This is a genomic window from Mitsuokella multacida DSM 20544 (assembly GCF_000155955.1).
Taxonomy (GTDB): Bacteria; Bacillota; Negativicutes; order Selenomonadales; family Selenomonadaceae; genus Mitsuokella; species Mitsuokella multacida.
Window position 1 is genome coordinate 743,559 of sequence record NZ_GG697141.2, and the last position, 16,523, is coordinate 760,081.

Annotated in this window: 17 protein-coding genes; 4 read left to right on the forward strand and 13 right to left on the reverse strand. The window is 60.1% G+C overall.

Going from position 1 to position 16,523, the window contains the following annotated elements; all coding sequences use genetic code 11:
- Nucleotides 1–29 precede the first annotated feature (29 nt).
- The 3 genes from MITSMUL_RS03485 to MITSMUL_RS03495 form a co-directional block, all read right to left on the reverse strand.
- Nucleotides 30–1,571 (reverse strand): ArnT family glycosyltransferase, encoded by a 1,542-nt coding sequence (locus MITSMUL_RS03485; protein WP_005840011.1) that lies wholly within the window; start codon nucleotides 1,569–1,571, stop codon nucleotides 30–32.
- A gap of 12 nt (nucleotides 1,572–1,583) precedes the next feature.
- A complete protein-coding gene (locus tag MITSMUL_RS03490) occupies nucleotides 1,584–2,042 on the reverse strand; it encodes an Rrf2 family transcriptional regulator (protein ID WP_040635402.1) in 459 nt (152 codons plus the stop codon).
- A gap of 97 nt (nucleotides 2,043–2,139) precedes the next feature.
- On the reverse strand, nucleotides 2,140–3,003 hold the full coding sequence (locus tag MITSMUL_RS03495) for a hypothetical protein (RefSeq protein ID WP_040635404.1): 864 nt from the start codon (nucleotides 3,001–3,003) through the stop codon (nucleotides 2,140–2,142).
- A 152-nt stretch (nucleotides 3,004–3,155) separates the two neighbouring features.
- Here MITSMUL_RS03495 and MITSMUL_RS03500 point away from each other — a divergent pair, with 152 nt between their 5' ends.
- On the forward strand, nucleotides 3,156–3,599 hold the full coding sequence (locus MITSMUL_RS03500; protein ID WP_005840018.1) for a hypothetical protein: 444 nt from the start codon (nucleotides 3,156–3,158) through the stop codon (nucleotides 3,597–3,599).
- An 874-nt stretch (nucleotides 3,600–4,473) separates the two neighbouring features.
- Here the strand turns inward: MITSMUL_RS03500 and coaBC are convergent.
- The 6 genes from coaBC to dapF are packed head-to-tail and all read right to left on the reverse strand — an operon-like array spanning nucleotide 4,474 to nucleotide 8,635.
- Nucleotides 4,474–5,697, reverse strand: coding sequence for a bifunctional phosphopantothenoylcysteine decarboxylase/phosphopantothenate--cysteine ligase CoaBC (coaBC, locus tag MITSMUL_RS03505; RefSeq protein WP_005840022.1), 1,224 nt, complete (start codon nucleotides 5,695–5,697; stop codon nucleotides 4,474–4,476).
- 31 nt (nucleotides 5,698–5,728) lie between these two features.
- Entirely contained in the window at nucleotides 5,729–5,959 is a 231-nt protein-coding gene (gene rpoZ, locus MITSMUL_RS03510) for a DNA-directed RNA polymerase subunit omega (protein WP_005840024.1), read from the reverse strand.
- On the reverse strand, nucleotides 5,959–6,558 hold the full coding sequence (gmk, locus tag MITSMUL_RS03515; protein WP_005840025.1) for a guanylate kinase: 600 nt from the start codon (nucleotides 6,556–6,558) through the stop codon (nucleotides 5,959–5,961). Before gmk ends, rpoZ begins: the two co-directional genes overlap by 1 nt.
- The gene (gene remA / locus MITSMUL_RS03520; protein ID WP_005840027.1) at nucleotides 6,555–6,863 is read right to left on the reverse strand and encodes an extracellular matrix/biofilm regulator RemA; all 309 of its coding nucleotides are present in this window, start codon (nucleotides 6,861–6,863) and stop codon (nucleotides 6,555–6,557) included. The genes gmk and remA overlap by 4 nt, the downstream gene beginning before the upstream one ends.
- 43 nt (nucleotides 6,864–6,906) lie before the next feature.
- Nucleotides 6,907–7,785: a YicC/YloC family endoribonuclease gene (locus MITSMUL_RS03525; RefSeq protein WP_040635408.1), complete on the reverse strand. Its 879-nt coding sequence runs from the start codon at nucleotides 7,783–7,785 to the stop codon at nucleotides 6,907–6,909.
- 13 nt (nucleotides 7,786–7,798) lie between these two features.
- Nucleotides 7,799–8,635 (reverse strand): diaminopimelate epimerase, encoded by an 837-nt coding sequence (gene dapF / locus MITSMUL_RS03530; RefSeq protein ID WP_005840029.1) that lies wholly within the window; start codon nucleotides 8,633–8,635, stop codon nucleotides 7,799–7,801.
- Nucleotides 8,636–8,796: 161 nt separating this feature from the next.
- Between dapF and MITSMUL_RS03535 the strand changes: the two genes are divergently transcribed.
- Nucleotides 8,797–10,572 (forward strand): Rqc2 family fibronectin-binding protein, encoded by a 1,776-nt coding sequence (locus MITSMUL_RS03535; protein ID WP_005840030.1) that lies wholly within the window; start codon nucleotides 8,797–8,799, stop codon nucleotides 10,570–10,572.
- A gap of 156 nt (nucleotides 10,573–10,728) precedes the next feature.
- Here the strand turns inward: MITSMUL_RS03535 and MITSMUL_RS03540 are convergent, their stop codons facing one another.
- A complete protein-coding gene (locus tag MITSMUL_RS03540) occupies nucleotides 10,729–11,967 on the reverse strand; it encodes an MFS transporter (protein WP_005840031.1) in 1,239 nt (412 codons plus the stop codon).
- A 299-nt stretch (nucleotides 11,968–12,266) separates the two neighbouring features.
- On the reverse strand, nucleotides 12,267–13,145 hold the full coding sequence (locus tag MITSMUL_RS03545) for a LysR family transcriptional regulator (RefSeq protein ID WP_211205209.1): 879 nt from the start codon (nucleotides 13,143–13,145) through the stop codon (nucleotides 12,267–12,269).
- 34 nt (nucleotides 13,146–13,179) lie between these two features.
- Here MITSMUL_RS03545 and MITSMUL_RS12840 point away from each other — a divergent pair, with 34 nt between their 5' ends.
- Nucleotides 13,180–13,350, forward strand: a complete 171-nt coding sequence (locus MITSMUL_RS12840; RefSeq protein ID WP_169627107.1) for a hypothetical protein — start codon at nucleotides 13,180–13,182, stop codon at nucleotides 13,348–13,350.
- A 266-nt stretch (nucleotides 13,351–13,616) separates the two neighbouring features.
- Here the strand turns inward: MITSMUL_RS12840 and MITSMUL_RS03550 are convergent, their stop codons facing one another.
- The gene (locus tag MITSMUL_RS03550; RefSeq protein WP_005840036.1) at nucleotides 13,617–14,342 is read right to left on the reverse strand and encodes a 3'-5' exonuclease; all 726 of its coding nucleotides are present in this window, start codon (nucleotides 14,340–14,342) and stop codon (nucleotides 13,617–13,619) included.
- A gap of 169 nt (nucleotides 14,343–14,511) precedes the next feature.
- Between MITSMUL_RS03550 and crcB the strand changes: the two genes are divergently transcribed.
- Nucleotides 14,512–14,910, forward strand: coding sequence for a fluoride efflux transporter CrcB (gene crcB / locus MITSMUL_RS03555; protein ID WP_005840038.1), 399 nt, complete (start codon nucleotides 14,512–14,514; stop codon nucleotides 14,908–14,910).
- A gap of 12 nt (nucleotides 14,911–14,922) precedes the next feature.
- Here crcB and MITSMUL_RS03560 read toward each other — a convergent pair whose 3' ends face one another.
- Nucleotides 14,923–16,326, reverse strand: coding sequence for a protein O-GlcNAcase (locus MITSMUL_RS03560; protein WP_248614814.1), 1,404 nt, complete (start codon nucleotides 16,324–16,326; stop codon nucleotides 14,923–14,925).
- Between the last annotated feature and the right edge of the window lie 197 nt (nucleotides 16,327–16,523).

Sequence of the window (16,523 nt, forward strand, 5' to 3'; positions counted from 1 at the left end):
CAAGGCTTCCCTTCTCTATCATTTCGACATCATTTCGATGCTTCACCATCCGCGCCGTCCGCTGTATCACTAATGCGGCGCTGCGGCATGATGGCCTTGACGATGGTCGTGTCGTGTGTCTCATAGACCTTCTCGAGGGCGCTGTCCGCGAGGCGGCCGCGCAGGAACGGCAGCCGCTCCGTCTCGCAGATGATGAAGATTGGCGTCTCCGCCGGCATGTCCTCATAGGCTAGGAACGGCATGACGTTCTTCGCGTTCCAGTTCATGCCACCCGGCTGGACGTCATCGAGTTCCCTGCGCCCGATGAGCTCGGGGATGTTCGCCCCGTAGTAGAACACCGTCGAGGTCCTGTAGTGGATACGGTCATTATTATGATCGCCGTAGTTAACGACGAGGGCACCATCTGGATTAAGATTTCTTAATGCGGCGGCCGTCGAGCGCCCCGACTGCTGGTCGCAGAGCGGGATAGCGGCCGAGAAGATCAGCACGGCGTAGAGGATGTAGAAGCAGGCGGCAACCCGCTTGACAAGGCGCATCTTCGGCAGCAGGAAACGGCCCGCGAGAATGGCCATCGGCAGGAAGGCCGGCTGCGTGTAGGTGACGTACTTCGTCGCCATGCACTGGAAGAACAGGTTGACGAGAACGGCCCAGACAAAGAGGAAGATCGCCGCGTCGCTGAAGCGCCGCTCGCGCACGCGCGCCTTGAGCTCCGCCCAGCGTTTCTTGATCTGGTAGAGCACGATGAACGACCACGGAGCGAAGCCCACGAGGAAGATCAATGTATAGTAGTACCAGACGTCGTCGCGCGCATGCTCAGCCACGCGCGCGCGCAGGAAGTTGTGCACGCCGAAGAACGTGTCGATGAAGTCCATGCCGTGCAGCGTGTACATGACGTAGTACCACGAGCCGCCGACGACAAGGAAGACGGCCATGCCGGGCAGCCACATCATGTGCAGGAGCTCCTTTGCTCGCCGCCTCACGCAGAGGAAGACGAGCAGGATGAAGCCCGGCAGCAAGAAGCCGATCGGCCCCTTCGTCAGGACGGTCAGCCCCGAAAAGAAGAAAGCCAGGACATAGAGCCAGCGCCTGCCGCTGCGGTACGCGAGGTAGAACGCAATCAGCACGGCGTTGAAGAAGAAGACGAAGGTCATGTCCGTGATGACGGCCTTCGAGAGATAGAAGAAGGCAATCGTCGAGCCGAAGAGGATGGCCGAGACGAGCGCCGTGCTCCTGTCGTAGAGCTTGCGCGCGAAGTAGTACGTCTCGAGCACATTGAGCACGGAGAATACCGCGGGGAAAAAGCGCGCGGCGAATTCGCTCGTGCCGAAGAGCTGGAACGCCGCGATGAGCTCCCAGTAAAAGAAAATCGGCTTGTCGTACCAGTAATTGCCGTAGATGCGCGGCGAGGTGAAGTCGCCAGAGGCCAGCATCTCCTTGGCCGTCAGGGCGTAATTCGACTCGACAGGGTCTGTGATGGCCAGCTGGCCATTGCCGAGCAAGACGAGCACGATGACGGCAACGAGTGCCAGTGCGCGCTCGTGCTGCTGCGCGAGGGCAAGGATCTTATTCATTTCGCTCCCCCATCATCTCTCTTCACTTGCTGCAGCGTCGTACTGCAGGCAGTCCGTCGTCTCCTTCTGGATGTCCGCCAGCGTCGTCTTCGCGAGCTCCTGCTCGAGCGCGCGCTGCGCATCGTGCAGGTGGCCGTCGAGGATATTGTGGATGTTGCGGCCGACTGGGCAAGACGGATTCGGGTTATCGTGGAAGTGGAAGAGCTGCTTGTGGTCAAGCGCCTCGACCGCCTGGAAGACGTCAAAGAGCGTGATCTCATCGAGCGGGCGCGTGATCTTGATGCCGCCCGTGCCGCGTGCGACCTTGATGAGCCCGGCTTTCTGGAGCTGGGACATCGTCTTGCGGATGATGACGGGGTTGACATTGACACTGCCCGCGAGGAAGTCGCTCGTGAGCTTGTGCTGGTCCCCGAATGCCTCGATGCAGGCAAAGATGTGGACCGCGATGGTGAACCGACTAGAAATCTGCATAGGATACCCCTTCTCTCGCATACTGCGTTCAATCTTTAATCTTTATTTAGTATAGCAGGATTCTCCGACCTGTCAATTCATCTGCTACATCAAAGCTTCAGGGCTGGCGGACGGACGTGGTGGCATCGGCCAACGGGAAGCGGTCGAGCGCGAAGAAGCGGCCGCGGATGCCGCCCATGGCCTCGTGCAGCATGCGCAGAAAGAGCGGCCAGTCGAGCGGCATATCCTGCGCATCGTAGTGGCAGGTCAGGCCGGCCTCGAGGCGGTCGTGGCGCTGCCAGCGCATAACGAGCCGCGCGCCCGTGTCCGAGCCGTCGATGCAGCGCACGTGCAGGCGCTGCTCGAACGGCTCGGGCTTGTCGAGCGCGTCGAGCAGCTGACTCACGGCCTTTGGCAGCTCGTAAGCATGGCGCTCTGTGCCGAAGTCCTCCTTGTGGCGGTTGTAGAGGATCATGCGCTTGCGACGGTCGATGACGAGCTTCTCGCGCAGCTCGACGATGGTCTTCTTGCGCCCCGTGATGACGGGCACCTTCTCGATGAGCAGGAAGCGGATGTGCTCGAGGTGGTTCTCCTGACGGATGGCGACGTCCGGCAGCTCATTGAGGCAGTCGAGAAACGACGCCCAGTTCTCGGGGAACGCCCCGAGGCCCGTGATGTGGCGCGCATTCTTCCCCTGCTCCTTGTAGAGGAGCTGCCACTTCGTGTCGGCCGCGAGCGGCGTCTCCGCGACGAAGCGCGAGCGCCAGCGCTGCGCGATCGCGAGCTTGTCAAGCTTGCGCAGCCAGCGGCGGCCGCTCGGCAGCTCGACAAGCGCCTCCTCTGCGATGGCCTCCGGCAATTCCTCCAGAGAAGCCGCCTGCACCGCCCCGACATAGACCTTGCGCTCGCGCACGGCCACCTCAATCCTCCAGCAGCCCGACGTCAGCGGGCCGCCCATCATGAACGAAAACTGTTCAAGCAAAACCTTAACCTCCATATCCTGAACTATCGTATTGATACAAAACACAATGTAATACGCGCCCCTGACCAAATGCAGATATTCTCCAGCATTCGCAAGAACCGCTTTACACGAAAGATGCAAATGCGGTACAATGGCTGTCAGGAGGTGTTTTTATGAAAAAAATCTATTTACTTGCCATGATGCTCTGCCTGCTGATCCTGCCGGCAACGGCAATGGCCGCTCCGTCTGCCAATGCCACGGCATTCGCAAACGAAGAGGCGCTGTCGAACCAGTGGATCGACTCCATGCTCGTCAAGAAGGACTCCGCTGCAGCACTCAACATCATGAGCGCTGACGCCAAGAAGAACGTCAAGGCATCCGAGATGCAGAAAGCCCAGGAGCGCATGAGCAAAGAGCTCGGCACGCTCAAAGAAAGCCGCTTCGTCTCGTGGACGCGCTTCGACAAGACGGACCAGGTCATCTACCTCATGAGCTTCGACAAGGCAAAAGTCGTCCGCTGCGAGTTCATCTTCAACAGCAAAGGCGAGCTCGACTACTTCGCCCTGACGCCGTTCGCACCGCAGGAAAATGCGAAGAACGCAAAGGCAAAGAAATAAGAGAGAGCAGACTCTATAAAAAGAGCTGTCGCGTAAAAGCGGCAGCCTTTTTTGTTTTACATCGTAGCAGGTCGGGGTGGAGACTATTTCGGTTTCGTCACTCCGTTAAATGCCCCGCAAGATGTATCTCTGATACTAAGAAACTGCGCCGCATACAGCGACGCCTTTACATCGCAGACAAAGCCAAGCCCGTCTGCGGGGCAGCCCTGCGGGCGGTCACTCCGTTCCTGCAAGCGAAATAGTCTCCACCCCTCCTAGTTAGGCTATCGTAAGCGAGTATCGCATACGAGGTACAGAGCAACAAAAAGAAGACTGCCTGAAGGGAGGAAATGTAGTTCGCACCACCCAGGTTGGCCATCGCAAGCGAGCGTCGCATACGAGGTACAAAGTAGCAGGAAAAAGGTACTGCCTAGGGGTGGGGGAATATATTTCGCCTGCAGGCGGCGCAGTGCTTGCCCAAAGGGTGTGCCCCACCCATAGACTCCTTCGCTTCGCGATGTCAAAACGACGCGGCAGGCGGCGAAGCGGCCTCTGTCCGAAGCGCAGCATGGGGCACATTCACGGAGCCGCCGAAGCCGAAATATGTTTCACCGCCCCCTTGCCAAACCTCCCTCGATGGCCCTTTGCAAAAGCAGCTCAGGGCGGGGGCGTGTATTCCGCCTGCAGGAAGCGGAGCGACTGCCCGCAGGGCTGGGGCCTGCGTATCTGCTGCGTCTGTTCACTATGTCAGAATGTCAGAACGCCGCGGCAGGCGGCGAACCAGCATAGAAGGGACACCAAGCATAGGCCCCATTCAGCGGAGCTTCCGAAGCCGGAATATACGTCCCCGCCCCGCCCCGATGTCAACAAAAAGCCAGCATCTATTGCAGCATCGTCACCCCAACTTCTCCTGCACATGGTCGAGTATGATCCCGCCAATCTCGCTCTTGCTCATGAGCGGGTACTCCCACATGCGGCCGTCGCGTGCGAAGATCTTGACGCGGTTGGTCTCGGTGCCGAAGCCCGCGTCCTTTGCGGAGACGTCGTTGGCGACGATGAAGTCGAGGTTTTTCTTCTGGAGCTTTCCCTTGGCGTAGTCCTCGACGTGCTGGGTCTCGGCGGCAAAGCCGACGAGGACCTGGTGTTCTTTCTTCTGGCCGAGCTCGTAGAGGATGTCGGGGTTGCGCTCGAGCACGAGCGTGAACTCCCCTTCCTGCTTCTTGATCTTGTCCGCGGCGACGACCTTGGGCCGGTAGTCGGCGACGGCGGCCGCCTTGATGACGACGTCCGTCGTCTCGTACTCCTTGAGCACGGCTTCGCGCATCTGCCGCGCCGTCTCGACGCGCACGATGCGCACGCCTTCGGGCACGGGCAGAGCGCTTGGCCCCGAAACGAGTACGACTTCGGCGCCGCGGCTCGCGGCCTGCTGCGCGATGGCGTAGCCCATGCGACCCGTCGAGCGGTTGCCGAGGTAGCGCACGGGGTCGAGCGGCTCAATCGTGCCGCCGGCGGTCACGAGGACCTTGCGACCAGCGAGCGCCCGCCCCTTGGCGAAGAACGCCGTGAGCTCCTGCACGATGGCGGTGGGCTCGGGCAGGCGGCCTTTGCCCTCTACGCCGCAGGCGAGCATGCCGCTCGCGGGCTCGATGATGTGCCAGCCCCTTGCGGCGAGGTCGCGCAGGTTGCGCTGCGTCACGGGGGCTTCGTACATGTTCGTGTTCATCGCGGGGGCGACGAACACAGGTGCCTTTGTCGCGAGCAGAGTCGTCGTCAGCATGTCGTCGGCGATGCCCGCCGCGGCCTTGGCGATGACGTTGGCCGTCGCCGGCGCGATCAGCACGGCGTCGGCAAGTGTGGCAAGCGCGATGTGCTCGACATGGTAGTGAGGCACCTTGGCCCACATGTCGGTCGTCACCGGCTGACTGCTGATCTCGCGGAACGTCAGCTCCGTGACGAAGTTCTCCGCGCCGCGCGTCATGATGACGTGGACCTCGGCGCCAGCCTTCTTCAGACGGCTCGTGATCTCGACGGCCTTGTAGGCGGCGATGCCGCCCGTCACGCCGAGCACGATCTTCTTGCCCGCAAGGGCAGTTGTGTTCTGCTGTTCCATCGACTGCATCTGCCTCCTCTGCTATCTCCTCAAGCGTTTTTTACTGGTCGATATCGAGCTCGTACGTGATCTTGCCCTCGGCGATCTCCTCGAGTGCGTTCGTCACGTTCTTCGTCGAATGCGCTTTCGTCGCCTTGAGCTCTGCGCCGTCTAAGAGCTGGCGTGCGCGCTTAGCGGCGAGCACGACGAGGCCGTAGCGGCTGTCGACTTTCTTCATCAGTTCATCCGTGGACGGATTGACCATGCTCATCTCAACTGTATTCGTTTTCATTATTCCAACACCTCATCAATCAATTCTTCTTTATCACGGCGGCAGTGCTCGGCGACCATGATGGCCTTGATGCGCTTCACGGCCTGGCGCACGGTGTCGTTGATGACGACAAACGTGTAGCTGCGGCCTATCTCGATCTCCTTCTTGGCGGAGCCGAGGCGGCGCGCCAGCGACTCCTCCGTCTCCGTGCCGCGGCCGCGGATGCGGCGCTCGAGCTCCGGCAGGGACGGCGGCAGCAGGAAGATGAAGAGCCCGTCCGGGCAGCGCTTCATGACGTTGAGCGCGCCTTGCGTATCGATTTCCAAGAGGATGTCCTGGCCAGCCTCGCGGCGCTCCTCGATTTTGCCGAGTGGCGTGCCGTAGTAGTTGCCGTAAACGTTGGCGTACTCGAGGAAGCCGCCCTCCCCGATCATCTTCTCGAACGCTTCCTTCGTCAGGAAGTAGTAGTTCTTGCCGTCGACCTCGCCGTCGCGCGGCTGGCGCGTCGTCGCCGAGATCGAGTAGGCGAGCTCTGGCGTCTGCGAGAGGAGCTCGGCACAGACCGTGCCCTTGCCCGTTCCCGAAGGCCCCGAAATGACAATCAATAACCCTTTGCTCATTCTACCTCATCTTTTCCTTTATTCGTTTCTGCTTTATTGGCTTTTGCAATCTCGCGCGGGTCATCCTCGACGAGGATGCGGTGCGTGATGGTCTCCGGCTGCACGGAGGACAGCACGACGTGGTCGCTGTCCATGACGACGACAGAGCGCGTGCGGCGACCGTACGTCGCATCAATCAGGCGCTCATTGTCGCGCGCCTCCTGGATGATGCGCTTGATGGGCGCCGACTCCGGGCTCACGATCGCGACGATGCGGTTTGCCGATATGATGTTGCCAAAGCCGATGTTGATTAAGCTGATATCCATTTGCTATGCTCCTTCATGCTGTAATGCCGTACCTGCCATGCCCTCACTCGATGTTCTGGACCTGCTCGCGCAGCTTCTCGATCTCGCTCTTCATGTCGACGACGAGCTGCGCGGCCTCGGCGGAGTTCGCCTTCGAGGCAATCGTGTTCGTCTCGCGGTTCATCTCCTGGATCAGGAAGTCGAGCTTGCGGCCAATCGGGCCGTCCGCCGACTCGAGGATTGCGCGGAACTGCTGGAAATGGCTGCCGAGCCGCACAACCTCCTCCGTGTAGTTGACCTTGTCGGCATAGAGCGCCGTCTCTTGGATGATGCGCGTCTCGTCGATCTCCTGCTCCGCGAGGAGCTCCTGCAGGGTCTTCTCGAGGCGCGCGCGGTAGGCCTGCACGATGACCGGGGCCAGTGCCTTGAGTTTCTCGACGGACGCCTCGAGCGATTCGATGCGCCGGTAGAAGTCCTGCGCGATGTTCGCGCCCTCGGCCTGACGCATCGCGTCAAAGCCCTTGATCGCCTTGCCCGCCGCCTCGAGCAGCAGGGGCTCGAAGCCCTCGAGCTCTTCATCCTTCTCGACCTGCAGGACGTCGGGGTACGCCGCGACCTGCATGACGTCGTCGGGACGCGCGAGGTGCAGGTAGTCGCTGAGCTCGTCGAGCGCCGCGTGGTATGAGGCCGCGAGCTGCTTGTCAACGCGGATGGATGCTGCGCGCTCGCGCTTGTCGAGGTAATTGATGAAGAGGTCGACCTTGCCGCGCGAGGCCGTCTGACGCACGAGGCGCCGCAGACTGTCCTCGAACGGCGCGAGCGGATGCGGCATATGGAAGGCCAGCTCGAGGAAGCGCTGGTTGACGGCCTTCAGTTCGACTGAGACCTTGTAGTCCTCATTCTCGACGGTGGCCGTGCCGAAGCCTGTCATGCTCCTGATCATAGTGCCGCCCCCATCAACCATCGATCTCGCCCGTGAAGACGAGCTCTGCCGGGCCCGTCATGAAGACGTGGTTCGTCGCCTCGTCCCACTCGACCGTGAGCTTGCCGCCGTCGAGCTCGACCTCGACCTTGCGGTCCGTGCGGCCCGTCAGCACACCGGCGACGCCCGTCGCGCACGAGCCCGTGCCGCAGGCGAGCGTCACGGCAGCGCCGCGCTCCCAGACGCGCATGCGCACGTGCTGGCGGTCGCGGACCTCGACGAATTCCGTGTTCGTCTTGCGCGGGAAGGCCGGATGCGACTCAAACGAAGCGCCGAGCTCGTAGATTGGGAATGCCTCTGCATCCTCGACGAAGATGACGCAGTGCGGGTTGCCCATCGAGACGCAGGTCATCTTGTAGGTCTTGCCCTTGACCTCGATGTCCTCCTCGATGACGCGGTTCATGCCGAAGCCCGTGACGGGGATCTTCTCGCCCTCGAGCACCGGCTCGCCCATGTCGACGCGCACGCCCGTGACCTTGCCCGCCTCAATCTGCAGGCGCGGCACGAGGATGCCCGCGCCCGTCTCGACCGTGAACTCCTCTTTCTCGGTCAGGCCGAAGTCGTGGAGATAGCGCGCGAAGCAGCGGATGCCGTTACCACACATCTCCGCCTCACTGCCGTCCGTATTGAAGATGCGCATGCGAAAATCCGCCTTGTCGGACGGCAGCACGTAGAGCACGCCGTCGCCGCCGATGCCGTAGTGGCGGTCGCAGACCTTCTTCGCAAACGCGGCGAAGTCGCTTACGTTTTCCTTGAAGCAGTCGACTAAGACAAAATCATTGCCGCAGCCCTGCCATTTTGAAAATCTCATGAGGAATTCCTCCTTTTTCTCTATCTCTTTATTGTACTGGTTTTAGGGCCGCCTTGCAACCCCTTTCCGTACATCTGTGCTTGTGTCTACTTGAGTTCCTTCGCGGCAGATGGTACAATATTTTCTGTACCTATTATATATAGAAGGAATGAGGAATCCATATGAGTCTTGACGGCTTCTCGATGCACCCGCTGACGCGCGAGCTCCATACAGCACTCGCGGGCGGCCGCATCGACAAGATCACCCAGCCAAATAAGCAATCCATCATCCTGTCCGTGCGCCAGCCCGGGCAGAATTTCCTGCTGCACATCTCCATCAACTCGCAGAACCCGTCGGCCCACCTGCTCGAGAAGAACCTCGAGAACCCGCCTGAGCCGCCCGTCTTCTGCATGGTCCTGCGCAAGCAGATCGAGACGGGCCGCATCGCGCAGGTCCGCCAGCACGGCCTCGACCGCCTGCTGCTCATCGACATCGACTCGCTGGCCGCGGGCGGCCGCATCGTGACGAAGACGCTCGTGCTCGAGCTCATGGGCAAGTACAGCAACATCATCCTCGTGCAGGACGGCATCATCATCGACGCGCTGCGCAAGATCGGCGCAAACAGCAGCCGCGTGCGCACCGTCCTGCCGGGACAGACCTACGAGCTGCCGCCCGGGCAGGAGAAGAAGGACCTCTTCACCGACGATAGCGCCGCTATCATGGCCATCGTACGCAAAGACCCTGCGTTGCGCCTCGACAAGGCACTGCTGGCCGCCTGCATGGGCTTCGGTCCGGTCTCGGCAAAGGAAGTCTGCTTCTCGGCGGGCCTCGCACCCTCCATGCGCATCGAAGCGCTCGACGAGGCCGACTTCAAGGCCGTCGAAAATGCACTCCAAGAGATCCGCGAGTCGGCCCTGCACGCAGGCGATGCATCCGCGCCGGAGGACAAGGCTGTACTGCTGCTCGGCGAGAACCAGAAGGTGCTCGCCATGGCCGCCTTCCCGCTCCACTACCTGCCTGAGGCGGCCGTGCTGACCTTCCCGACCATCAGCGCGATGCTCGAAAAGGCCGACAGCCTGCTCGGCTCCTACGTGCTGCCCGACAAGGACCGCTTCCGCAAGCTCGTCAAGAACGAGAAGAACCGCGCGGAGAACAAGCTGACGAAGCTCGACGAGGAAATCGCGGCAGCCGAGAACGCCGAGGAGTTCAAGGTGCGCGGCGACAACCTCATGACGTACCAGTACCAGTTCAAGGACCGCGAGGACGCGAGCGTGACCGTGCCGAACATCTACAGCGAGACAGGCGAGACAATCACGATCCCGCTCGACCAGCGCCTGACGCTCGTCGAGAACATGCAGGCCTGCTACAAGAAGTACGACAAGCTCAAGCGCGCGCAGGAACTCCTGCAGGTCCAGCGCCGCGAGTGCGAGGCGAACATCGCCTACCTCGAGAGCATCGAGGCATCCCTGCTCGCCTCCTCGAGCCTCGCAGAGATTGCCGAGATCCACAACGAGCTCATCGCTGCGGGCTATCTGCGCGAGAAGCCCAAGAAGAAGAACAACGACAAGCCCGCCCGCCCCTTCCACTTCCGCGCGCCGGACGGCACGGACATTCTCGTCGGCAAGAACAACTACCAGAACGACAAGCTGACGTTCAAGACGGCGCGCTACAACGACACGTGGTTCCACACGAAGGACATCCCGGGCTCCCACGTCGTGCTGCAGAATGGCGGCACAGAGCCGAGCGAGGAGGACATCCTGATCGCCGCAAGCCTCGCCGCCCACTTCAGCAAAGCCCGCGGCTCGTCGAAGATCCCCGTCGACTACACGGAGATCCGCTACGTCAAGAAACCGTCCGGCAGCAAGCCCGGCTTCGTCATCTTCACAAACCAGAAGACGCTCTACATCACGCCCGACGAGGCAAAGCTCGCCCCCATTCTCGCACAGGACCCGAGCTGATCGCATTTCTCTACAATAACATATAAATAAAAAATACCGGCCGCATGGAGGGGGACTCAATACGGTCGGTATTTTTATGGGGTTTATATCTTAGATTGCAGGGGAAGAGCAATCCAAAACACTAGGATATCTTGTATTGTGAGATGGTGGGGAAAATCAAGCTTCTTCGAGCTCTGCCTCGAGCTCTTCTTCCGTCATCTCGCCCTCGGCAGCTGCTGCGCGTGCATCGCGGCGGCGTGCGTAGAGCAGGTAGTAGAGAGCGGCACAGCCGATGGCGCCGAGGCCGACAGCGAAGTAGATGCCCTGGAAGCCGAGCGACTCCTTGAAGGCGCCGAGCATGTACGGACCGACGCCGAGGCCGAGGTCGAGCGCGATGAAGTACGTCGAGACGGCGACGCCGATGCGGACTTCCTTGACGAGCTTGACGCAGATGGCCTGGCCGTTCGACATGAACGTGCCGTAGCCGAGGCCGACGAAGACACCAGCGACGAGCATCAACCAGCTCTGCGTCGTGATGGAGAGCAGCACGAGGCCGATGGCGAGGCAAGCGTACGTCGGATACATGACGAAGTCCTCACCCTTGCGGTCGAACATGACGCCAGCAACCGGGCGGGCAATCGTGACGGCGAGTGCGTAGACGACGAAGAACAGCGTGCCGGCCGTCATGAGCTGGAGCTCAGCCGCATACGATGCGAGGAAGCTCAGGACACTCGAGTAGCAGACGGCGACGCAGAAGGCAACGATCGAGATGGCCGTGACTTTCGGCTCGAGGAAGTTGGCGATGTGGATCTCCTTGAGGGCAGCGCGGTGCTCCTCCGTGAGTTCCATCTCCTCAACATGCATGACAGCCGCAGCACCGAGGCAGACGACGATCATCGCGATGCAGAAGTAAATGATATCCTTGAACGGGAAGATTTGCTGCATGAGCATGCCGATGAAGGGGCCGATCGCGGCAGCGAGGCTCATCGAGAGGGCATAGTAGTTGATGCCCTCACCGCGGCGCTCTGCCGGGATCATCGTCGAGACGATCGTGCTCGTCGCCGTCGAGGCGATGCCGTAGCCGATACCGTTGAGGCAGCGGACGAGGTAGAGCATGGCCATCGAGTGGATGCCGAAGTACATGAACGTCGTCGCGAGATAGAAGAGGATACCGGCGAACAGCATCTTTCTGCGGCCGTAGAGCTCGACCGAGCGGCCAGCGAACAGGCGGGCGACGAGCGTGCCGAGGATGAAGATACCGGAAGCGAGGCCAGCCTCACTCATCGAGGCATGCAGCGAGTGGATAGCCTCCGATGCGATGATGACCATCAGCATATAGTAGATGATATAAATCAGGAAATTAACGAGTGTGTCAAGAATGAATCCTTTTGTCCATAACCGTGGTTTGGAAGACATAAATAAAATCAACGACCTTTCTCACAAAGAATAAACGAAATATATGACAGTTATTGATTATAGGGGGTGGAATCGTTTTTGTGTAGCGCATAAAAAAGATGCGTGTCATCGTAAAAACAGATGACACGCATTATTTGTTATGGATTTTATCGATATTCCTCGGAGTCCTGTCTTTTGTGCATAGTATGCATAACAGCGTCCATCCTCTCTGGATGTTTTGGCCGTTTTAGGAGGGAGCGCCATGCTGAGCTGCTAAAAAACTTCTCATTCTATCGGTTTTGATGCACCGGCCGCTCCGCTTACTCTGCCTTATCGTTGAAGCTCTGCAGCACATGGTCGGCGTAGCTGCGGATCAGGCGGATCTTGGGGCTGTTCTTCTTGTAGATCAGGCAGGCATCGGCGCGCAGCGGCACCTCGAGCTCATACCAGCCGTCCTCGCAGCCGAGCGTGCGCAAGAGGCGCTCGGGCAGCAGGGCCCCCGCCTCGTTCTGCTGGCAGTAGTAGACCATCGCATAGGGCGTCGAGAGACGCGTCGAGAGACGCGCCGAGATGACAGGCTCCGCCTTCTCGAGCACGGGCGCGAAGTACGCGTGGAACGTCTTGTTCATGAAGTAGTTCTTCGGGTAGATGACGACGGGATTACGGAGGATTTCCTCGCGCGAGACCGGCACGCTCTGCGGCTGCAAGAGTGGCGCGTAGTAGACAAGATTGTCCCAGCAGAAGTGCGCGGTCTCATACTCGTCTGTCGCCCCGCCATCGGGCAGGGAGTCGGCGACGTAGTACGTCGAGACGACGTCGAGACGGTCGTCCTGCAGGGCGCGCGCGATCTGGTCAGTCTCAAGGTCGAAGACGTTGAAGTGCAGGTTCTTGTTCGTCTGGCGGAAGTGCGCGATGTGGCGGTTCACCTGGATGTCGCCGAGCGTCCGCAGGATGCCGACATTGAGCTCGACGGACTGCGTGGCGGCCGTCGACTGCAGGTCGTAGACGATCTTGTGCAGGCCGTCCATCCAGGCCGTGATGCGCTTGAGGAAAGCCTCCCCCTCAGGCGTCAGATGGCTGCCGCGCTTCGAGCGCTGGATCAGCGCGACGCCGAGGGTGCTCTCGAGATTCTTCATCTGCGCGCTGAAGGCCGACTGCGTGATGTTCGCCTCCTTGGCCGCGCGCGTGAAGTTCTGCACCCGCCCGTATATAATGAAGCATTCCATCTGCTGGATGCTTGGCAAATCTCCTGTCATAAAAGCCTCTCAATCTATCCGCCTGCCGTTTTCAATGCAGCAGGCAAATCAAACCCATAAACACCGTTTATCAAAAATATTGACTATCATTTTAACAGAGCTGCCTTCATTTTGCAACCACCTGACGCGCTTGGCACAAAATATGTAAAAAAGAGGCCATCGCATCGCTGCGACAGCCTCTGTTGTTTTCGGTCGAAGGGCGCCGGCTCCCATCACGTTGACTTGTGGTTGGCGTTCAAATCAATGGACTTGACTGGAGCCGGCAAGATAAAGCCTTTCGGCTTGCCAACCTACCCCCTTCATCTATTATTATACTGGATGGCACCCCCCGATGAAAGGGAGTGTCCATCGTAGAATCCTACAAAAATTACGGTTGACGCACTCAAAACGGCCTCAAAAGCCCATCAAGATCCATCAGGAAGCATCTTCCTTGTAGTCGAGGTACTGCAGGACGAGCTCGCGGCCACCCTGCCGCGTGAGCAGGTCCGGCAGCCAGTCGGGCTTCTCTGCGCTGTCCTCGAGCAGGCACTCGAGCAGGACGTACGAGGCGAGCGCGTCCTCGAAGGCGCGGTGCTTCTTCTTCGAGTGCCAGCCGAACGACTCCAAGAGCGCGATGAGATTGTACTTCTTGCGCTTCGGCAGGAGCTGCTGCGCGAGCCGCACGGTGTCGAGGTAGCGTGGGCAGAAGCGGATGTTCGTGCCGTTCTTGTGGTTCATGCGAATGAGCGCGAGGTTGATGCTCAAAAGGTCGTTGTCGCCGATGGCATGGCCGACGACGAGGTCCTCAGGGTCGACGAAGTCGAGGAACTCCGGCAGGATGACGTCGAGTGTCGACTTGTCCCGGAGGTCCTCCTTCGTGAGGCCCGTCATGTCGCGCACTGTGCGGTTGATGAACGTCCGCGGGCGGATCAGGCGGCGGAAGACCTCAATCTTGTCGTTGCCGAGCGGCAGGCGGATGGCCCCGATCTCGATGATGTCGTCGGGGAAAGCCCCGGCCATCTCGAGGTCGAACGAGACGACGCCGCGCGGATGGAGCTCTGCGAGCCCGTCGAGACTGACCGACTGCGCATGGATCGCCCGCTCGAGTTGTTTCTTGCGCCGTCTCTGACGACGCTTGTTTTCCTGTTCTTTACTGCGCATGATACTCTCCTGTTCTGCTCGCTCTGGGGAAGATACTCAGAGCCTTCGCGATATCGGTGCATAATGGCCGCTATCTTTCGTCATCGCCTTGTCTGCTCATTGCACGGAAAGACGGTCCGGCGTATAATGAGCCTACAGCTTGCGCTGACAACAAAAAAAGGAGGATATTATGCAAAATCTCTTACTCGTCTTCATCGGCGGCGGTCTCGGCGCCGTCTGCCGCTACATCAGCACGACGCACATCGGCGCGCTCTTCGGCACGTACTTCCCGTTCGGCACGCTGTTCGTCAATACGCTCGGCAGCCTGCTCATGGGCTTCATCATGGGCTCGCTCATCTTCCTGATGGAAAAGACGGGCCTGCGGCTCGCCGAGCCGGCCCGCCTGCTCCTGACCGTCGGTTTTCTCGGCGGCTTCACGACGTTCTCTTCGTTCAGCCTCGAGACCGTCACCCTGCTCGAGGGCGGCAGCTTCTTCTACGCGGCCATGAACATCGCAGCCAATCTCGGCCTCTGTTTCCTAGCGGCGTTCTTGGGCCTCAGCCTTGCCAGGACCCTCGCGGCCTTCTGAGCCATTAAGCCGTCAGCGCCGCTTCGCCACATTGCGGACAAAGGCGCCCATCGCCTGTTCGCTGACCTTTGCCTCCAGCTCCTGCTGCTCGATTGTCATAAACTCTCGTTGCAGCTGAGCCTGGAGGCGTCTTTCGTTCTGACTGTCATTTGCCTGCTGGGCCTGCAGCAGGTCAAGTGCCGTCTTCGTGGCAGCAGCGAGACGCACCGTCTGCTCGAGCTGCGGGCGGCACTCCTCAAGCTGCTCGGGCGGCAGCTTCCTCAGGAGCCTCTGGGCGGCCTTGGCGCGCGCCGCGGCCATCTGTCTGAGGGCCTTATGGTCCGCCTTGGCCCCTTCTCTATCCGGCCAACGCTCCAGCAGCCGCTCGGCACACGCTGCAAAATCCGGGTCATCAGCGAGCCCGATCGAGGCCCAGTCATTCTCGAGATGACGCGAGCCTGCGGCGAAGAGCGTCATGTCGCTCGCGAGCGGCCCGTACTGCTCCTTGATGGCCGCCTGCCACGCCTTCTCGGGATCGTAGTGCTCAGGGTCCTTCGCGTAGTCGGCCCCTGTCGCGAGCGCGATCTTCGACAGGGCTTCGTACTTCATCGGGTTGAAGAAGATGGCGGGCAGATTTCCCTTCGGCAACGGGTCTACAGGACCAAGGGCGAGCTTTGACTCCATGTAGTCGTTGACGGGATAGTTCCACCAGATGCCGAGTTCGCGCCCGTAGAGCTTCTCCGCCTTGGCGAGCGCTTCATCTGTCAGCGGGCCCTTGGCCACGCCGTCACCCGTGTAGAGTACTAGGATGTCAGGCGAGAGTGTCCGCGCAAATGCATCCGTATAGGGCTTGCGCGCCCCGTCCACCTGCATGTCCGCATAGAAGTACTCCGTCGGCACCGTCAGGAAACTACCGATGTCATCATGGCGCTTCTTGAGCTCGCGTGCGACATCGTTGAGGAAGACGGCCTGTCCCGCGCCGTCCTTGTCCTTGATATCGTCAAAGAAGATGGCGAAGTCGCGCACGCCGAGCGCATAGAGCGTCTCGAGCTTCGCGATCATCTTCTGGCGGTCGACAAAGCCCTTATAGCCGTGCAGCGAGACATCGAGTCCCGGCGATACGGCGAAGATGAAGCGCACATCCTGCGCCTTCGCCGCCTTGACGAGCGCACCGAGCTCCGAGAGCTTCTCCGCAGGATACGGCTCACGCCACTTCTCACGATGATACGGATCATCCTTCGGCGCGTAGAGATAAGCGTTGTAGCCTTCTGCGCGACAGAATGAGAGGATGTCGAGCCGGTCGCTCTGCTGCCACGGCGTGCCGTAGAAGCCCTCGATGACGCCGCGCAGCGGCACAGGCGCCGCCGAGGCCGTGCCAGAGGTCCCTGCAACAAATACCGCACTGCTCAGGAGCAAGCCCCCAAAGCAGGCGCCCATCTTCTCCACGCGTCTCTTTTTATTCCAAAGCCGTATCACACACATCTTCCTTTCCTTCTATCTATATCATAACACATTCCGGCGAGAAAGTATCTCATCCGGCGGAAATTCCGCAGAAAATTTTCACAGATGACACATTTCTTCCTGTCTTTTAAAAAAGACCTCATCATGATACAATAAGAAGATGAAAAAAGTCA

What these genes read in the sequence shown, in the direction of transcription:
- MITSMUL_RS03485 (WP_005840011.1), bottom strand. Translation starts at nt 1,571, where the DNA reads ATGAATAAGATCCTTGCCCTCGCGCAGCAGCACGAGCGCGCACTGGCA.
- MITSMUL_RS03490 (WP_040635402.1), bottom strand. Translation starts at nt 2,042, where the DNA reads ATGCAGATTTCTAGTCGGTTCACCATCGCGGTCCACATCTTTGCCTGC.
- MITSMUL_RS03500 (WP_005840018.1), top strand. Translation starts at nt 3,156, where the DNA reads ATGAAAAAAATCTATTTACTTGCCATGATGCTCTGCCTGCTGATCCTG.
- coaBC (WP_005840022.1), bottom strand. Translation starts at nt 5,697, where the DNA reads ATGCAGTCGATGGAACAGCAGAACACAACTGCCCTTGCGGGCAAGAAG.
- rpoZ (WP_005840024.1), bottom strand. Translation starts at nt 5,959, where the DNA reads ATGAAAACGAATACAGTTGAGATGAGCATGGTCAATCCGTCCACGGAT.
- gmk (WP_005840025.1), bottom strand. Translation starts at nt 6,558, where the DNA reads ATGAGCAAAGGGTTATTGATTGTCATTTCGGGGCCTTCGGGAACGGGC.
- remA (WP_005840027.1), bottom strand. Translation starts at nt 6,863, where the DNA reads ATGGATATCAGCTTAATCAACATCGGCTTTGGCAACATCATATCGGCA.
- MITSMUL_RS03525 (WP_040635408.1), bottom strand. Translation starts at nt 7,785, where the DNA reads ATGATCAGGAGCATGACAGGCTTCGGCACGGCCACCGTCGAGAATGAG.
- dapF (WP_005840029.1), bottom strand. Translation starts at nt 8,635, where the DNA reads ATGAGATTTTCAAAATGGCAGGGCTGCGGCAATGATTTTGTCTTAGTC.
- MITSMUL_RS03535 (WP_005840030.1), top strand. Translation starts at nt 8,797, where the DNA reads ATGAGTCTTGACGGCTTCTCGATGCACCCGCTGACGCGCGAGCTCCAT.
- MITSMUL_RS03540 (WP_005840031.1), bottom strand. Translation starts at nt 11,967, where the DNA reads ATGTCTTCCAAACCACGGTTATGGACAAAAGGATTCATTCTTGACACA.
- MITSMUL_RS12840 (WP_169627107.1), top strand. Translation starts at nt 13,180, where the DNA reads ATGCTTGGCAAATCTCCTGTCATAAAAGCCTCTCAATCTATCCGCCTG.
- MITSMUL_RS03550 (WP_005840036.1), bottom strand. Translation starts at nt 14,342, where the DNA reads ATGCGCAGTAAAGAACAGGAAAACAAGCGTCGTCAGAGACGGCGCAAG.
- crcB (WP_005840038.1), top strand. Translation starts at nt 14,512, where the DNA reads ATGCAAAATCTCTTACTCGTCTTCATCGGCGGCGGTCTCGGCGCCGTC.
- MITSMUL_RS03560 (WP_248614814.1), bottom strand. Translation starts at nt 16,326, where the DNA reads ATGGGCGCCTGCTTTGGGGGCTTGCTCCTGAGCAGTGCGGTATTTGTT.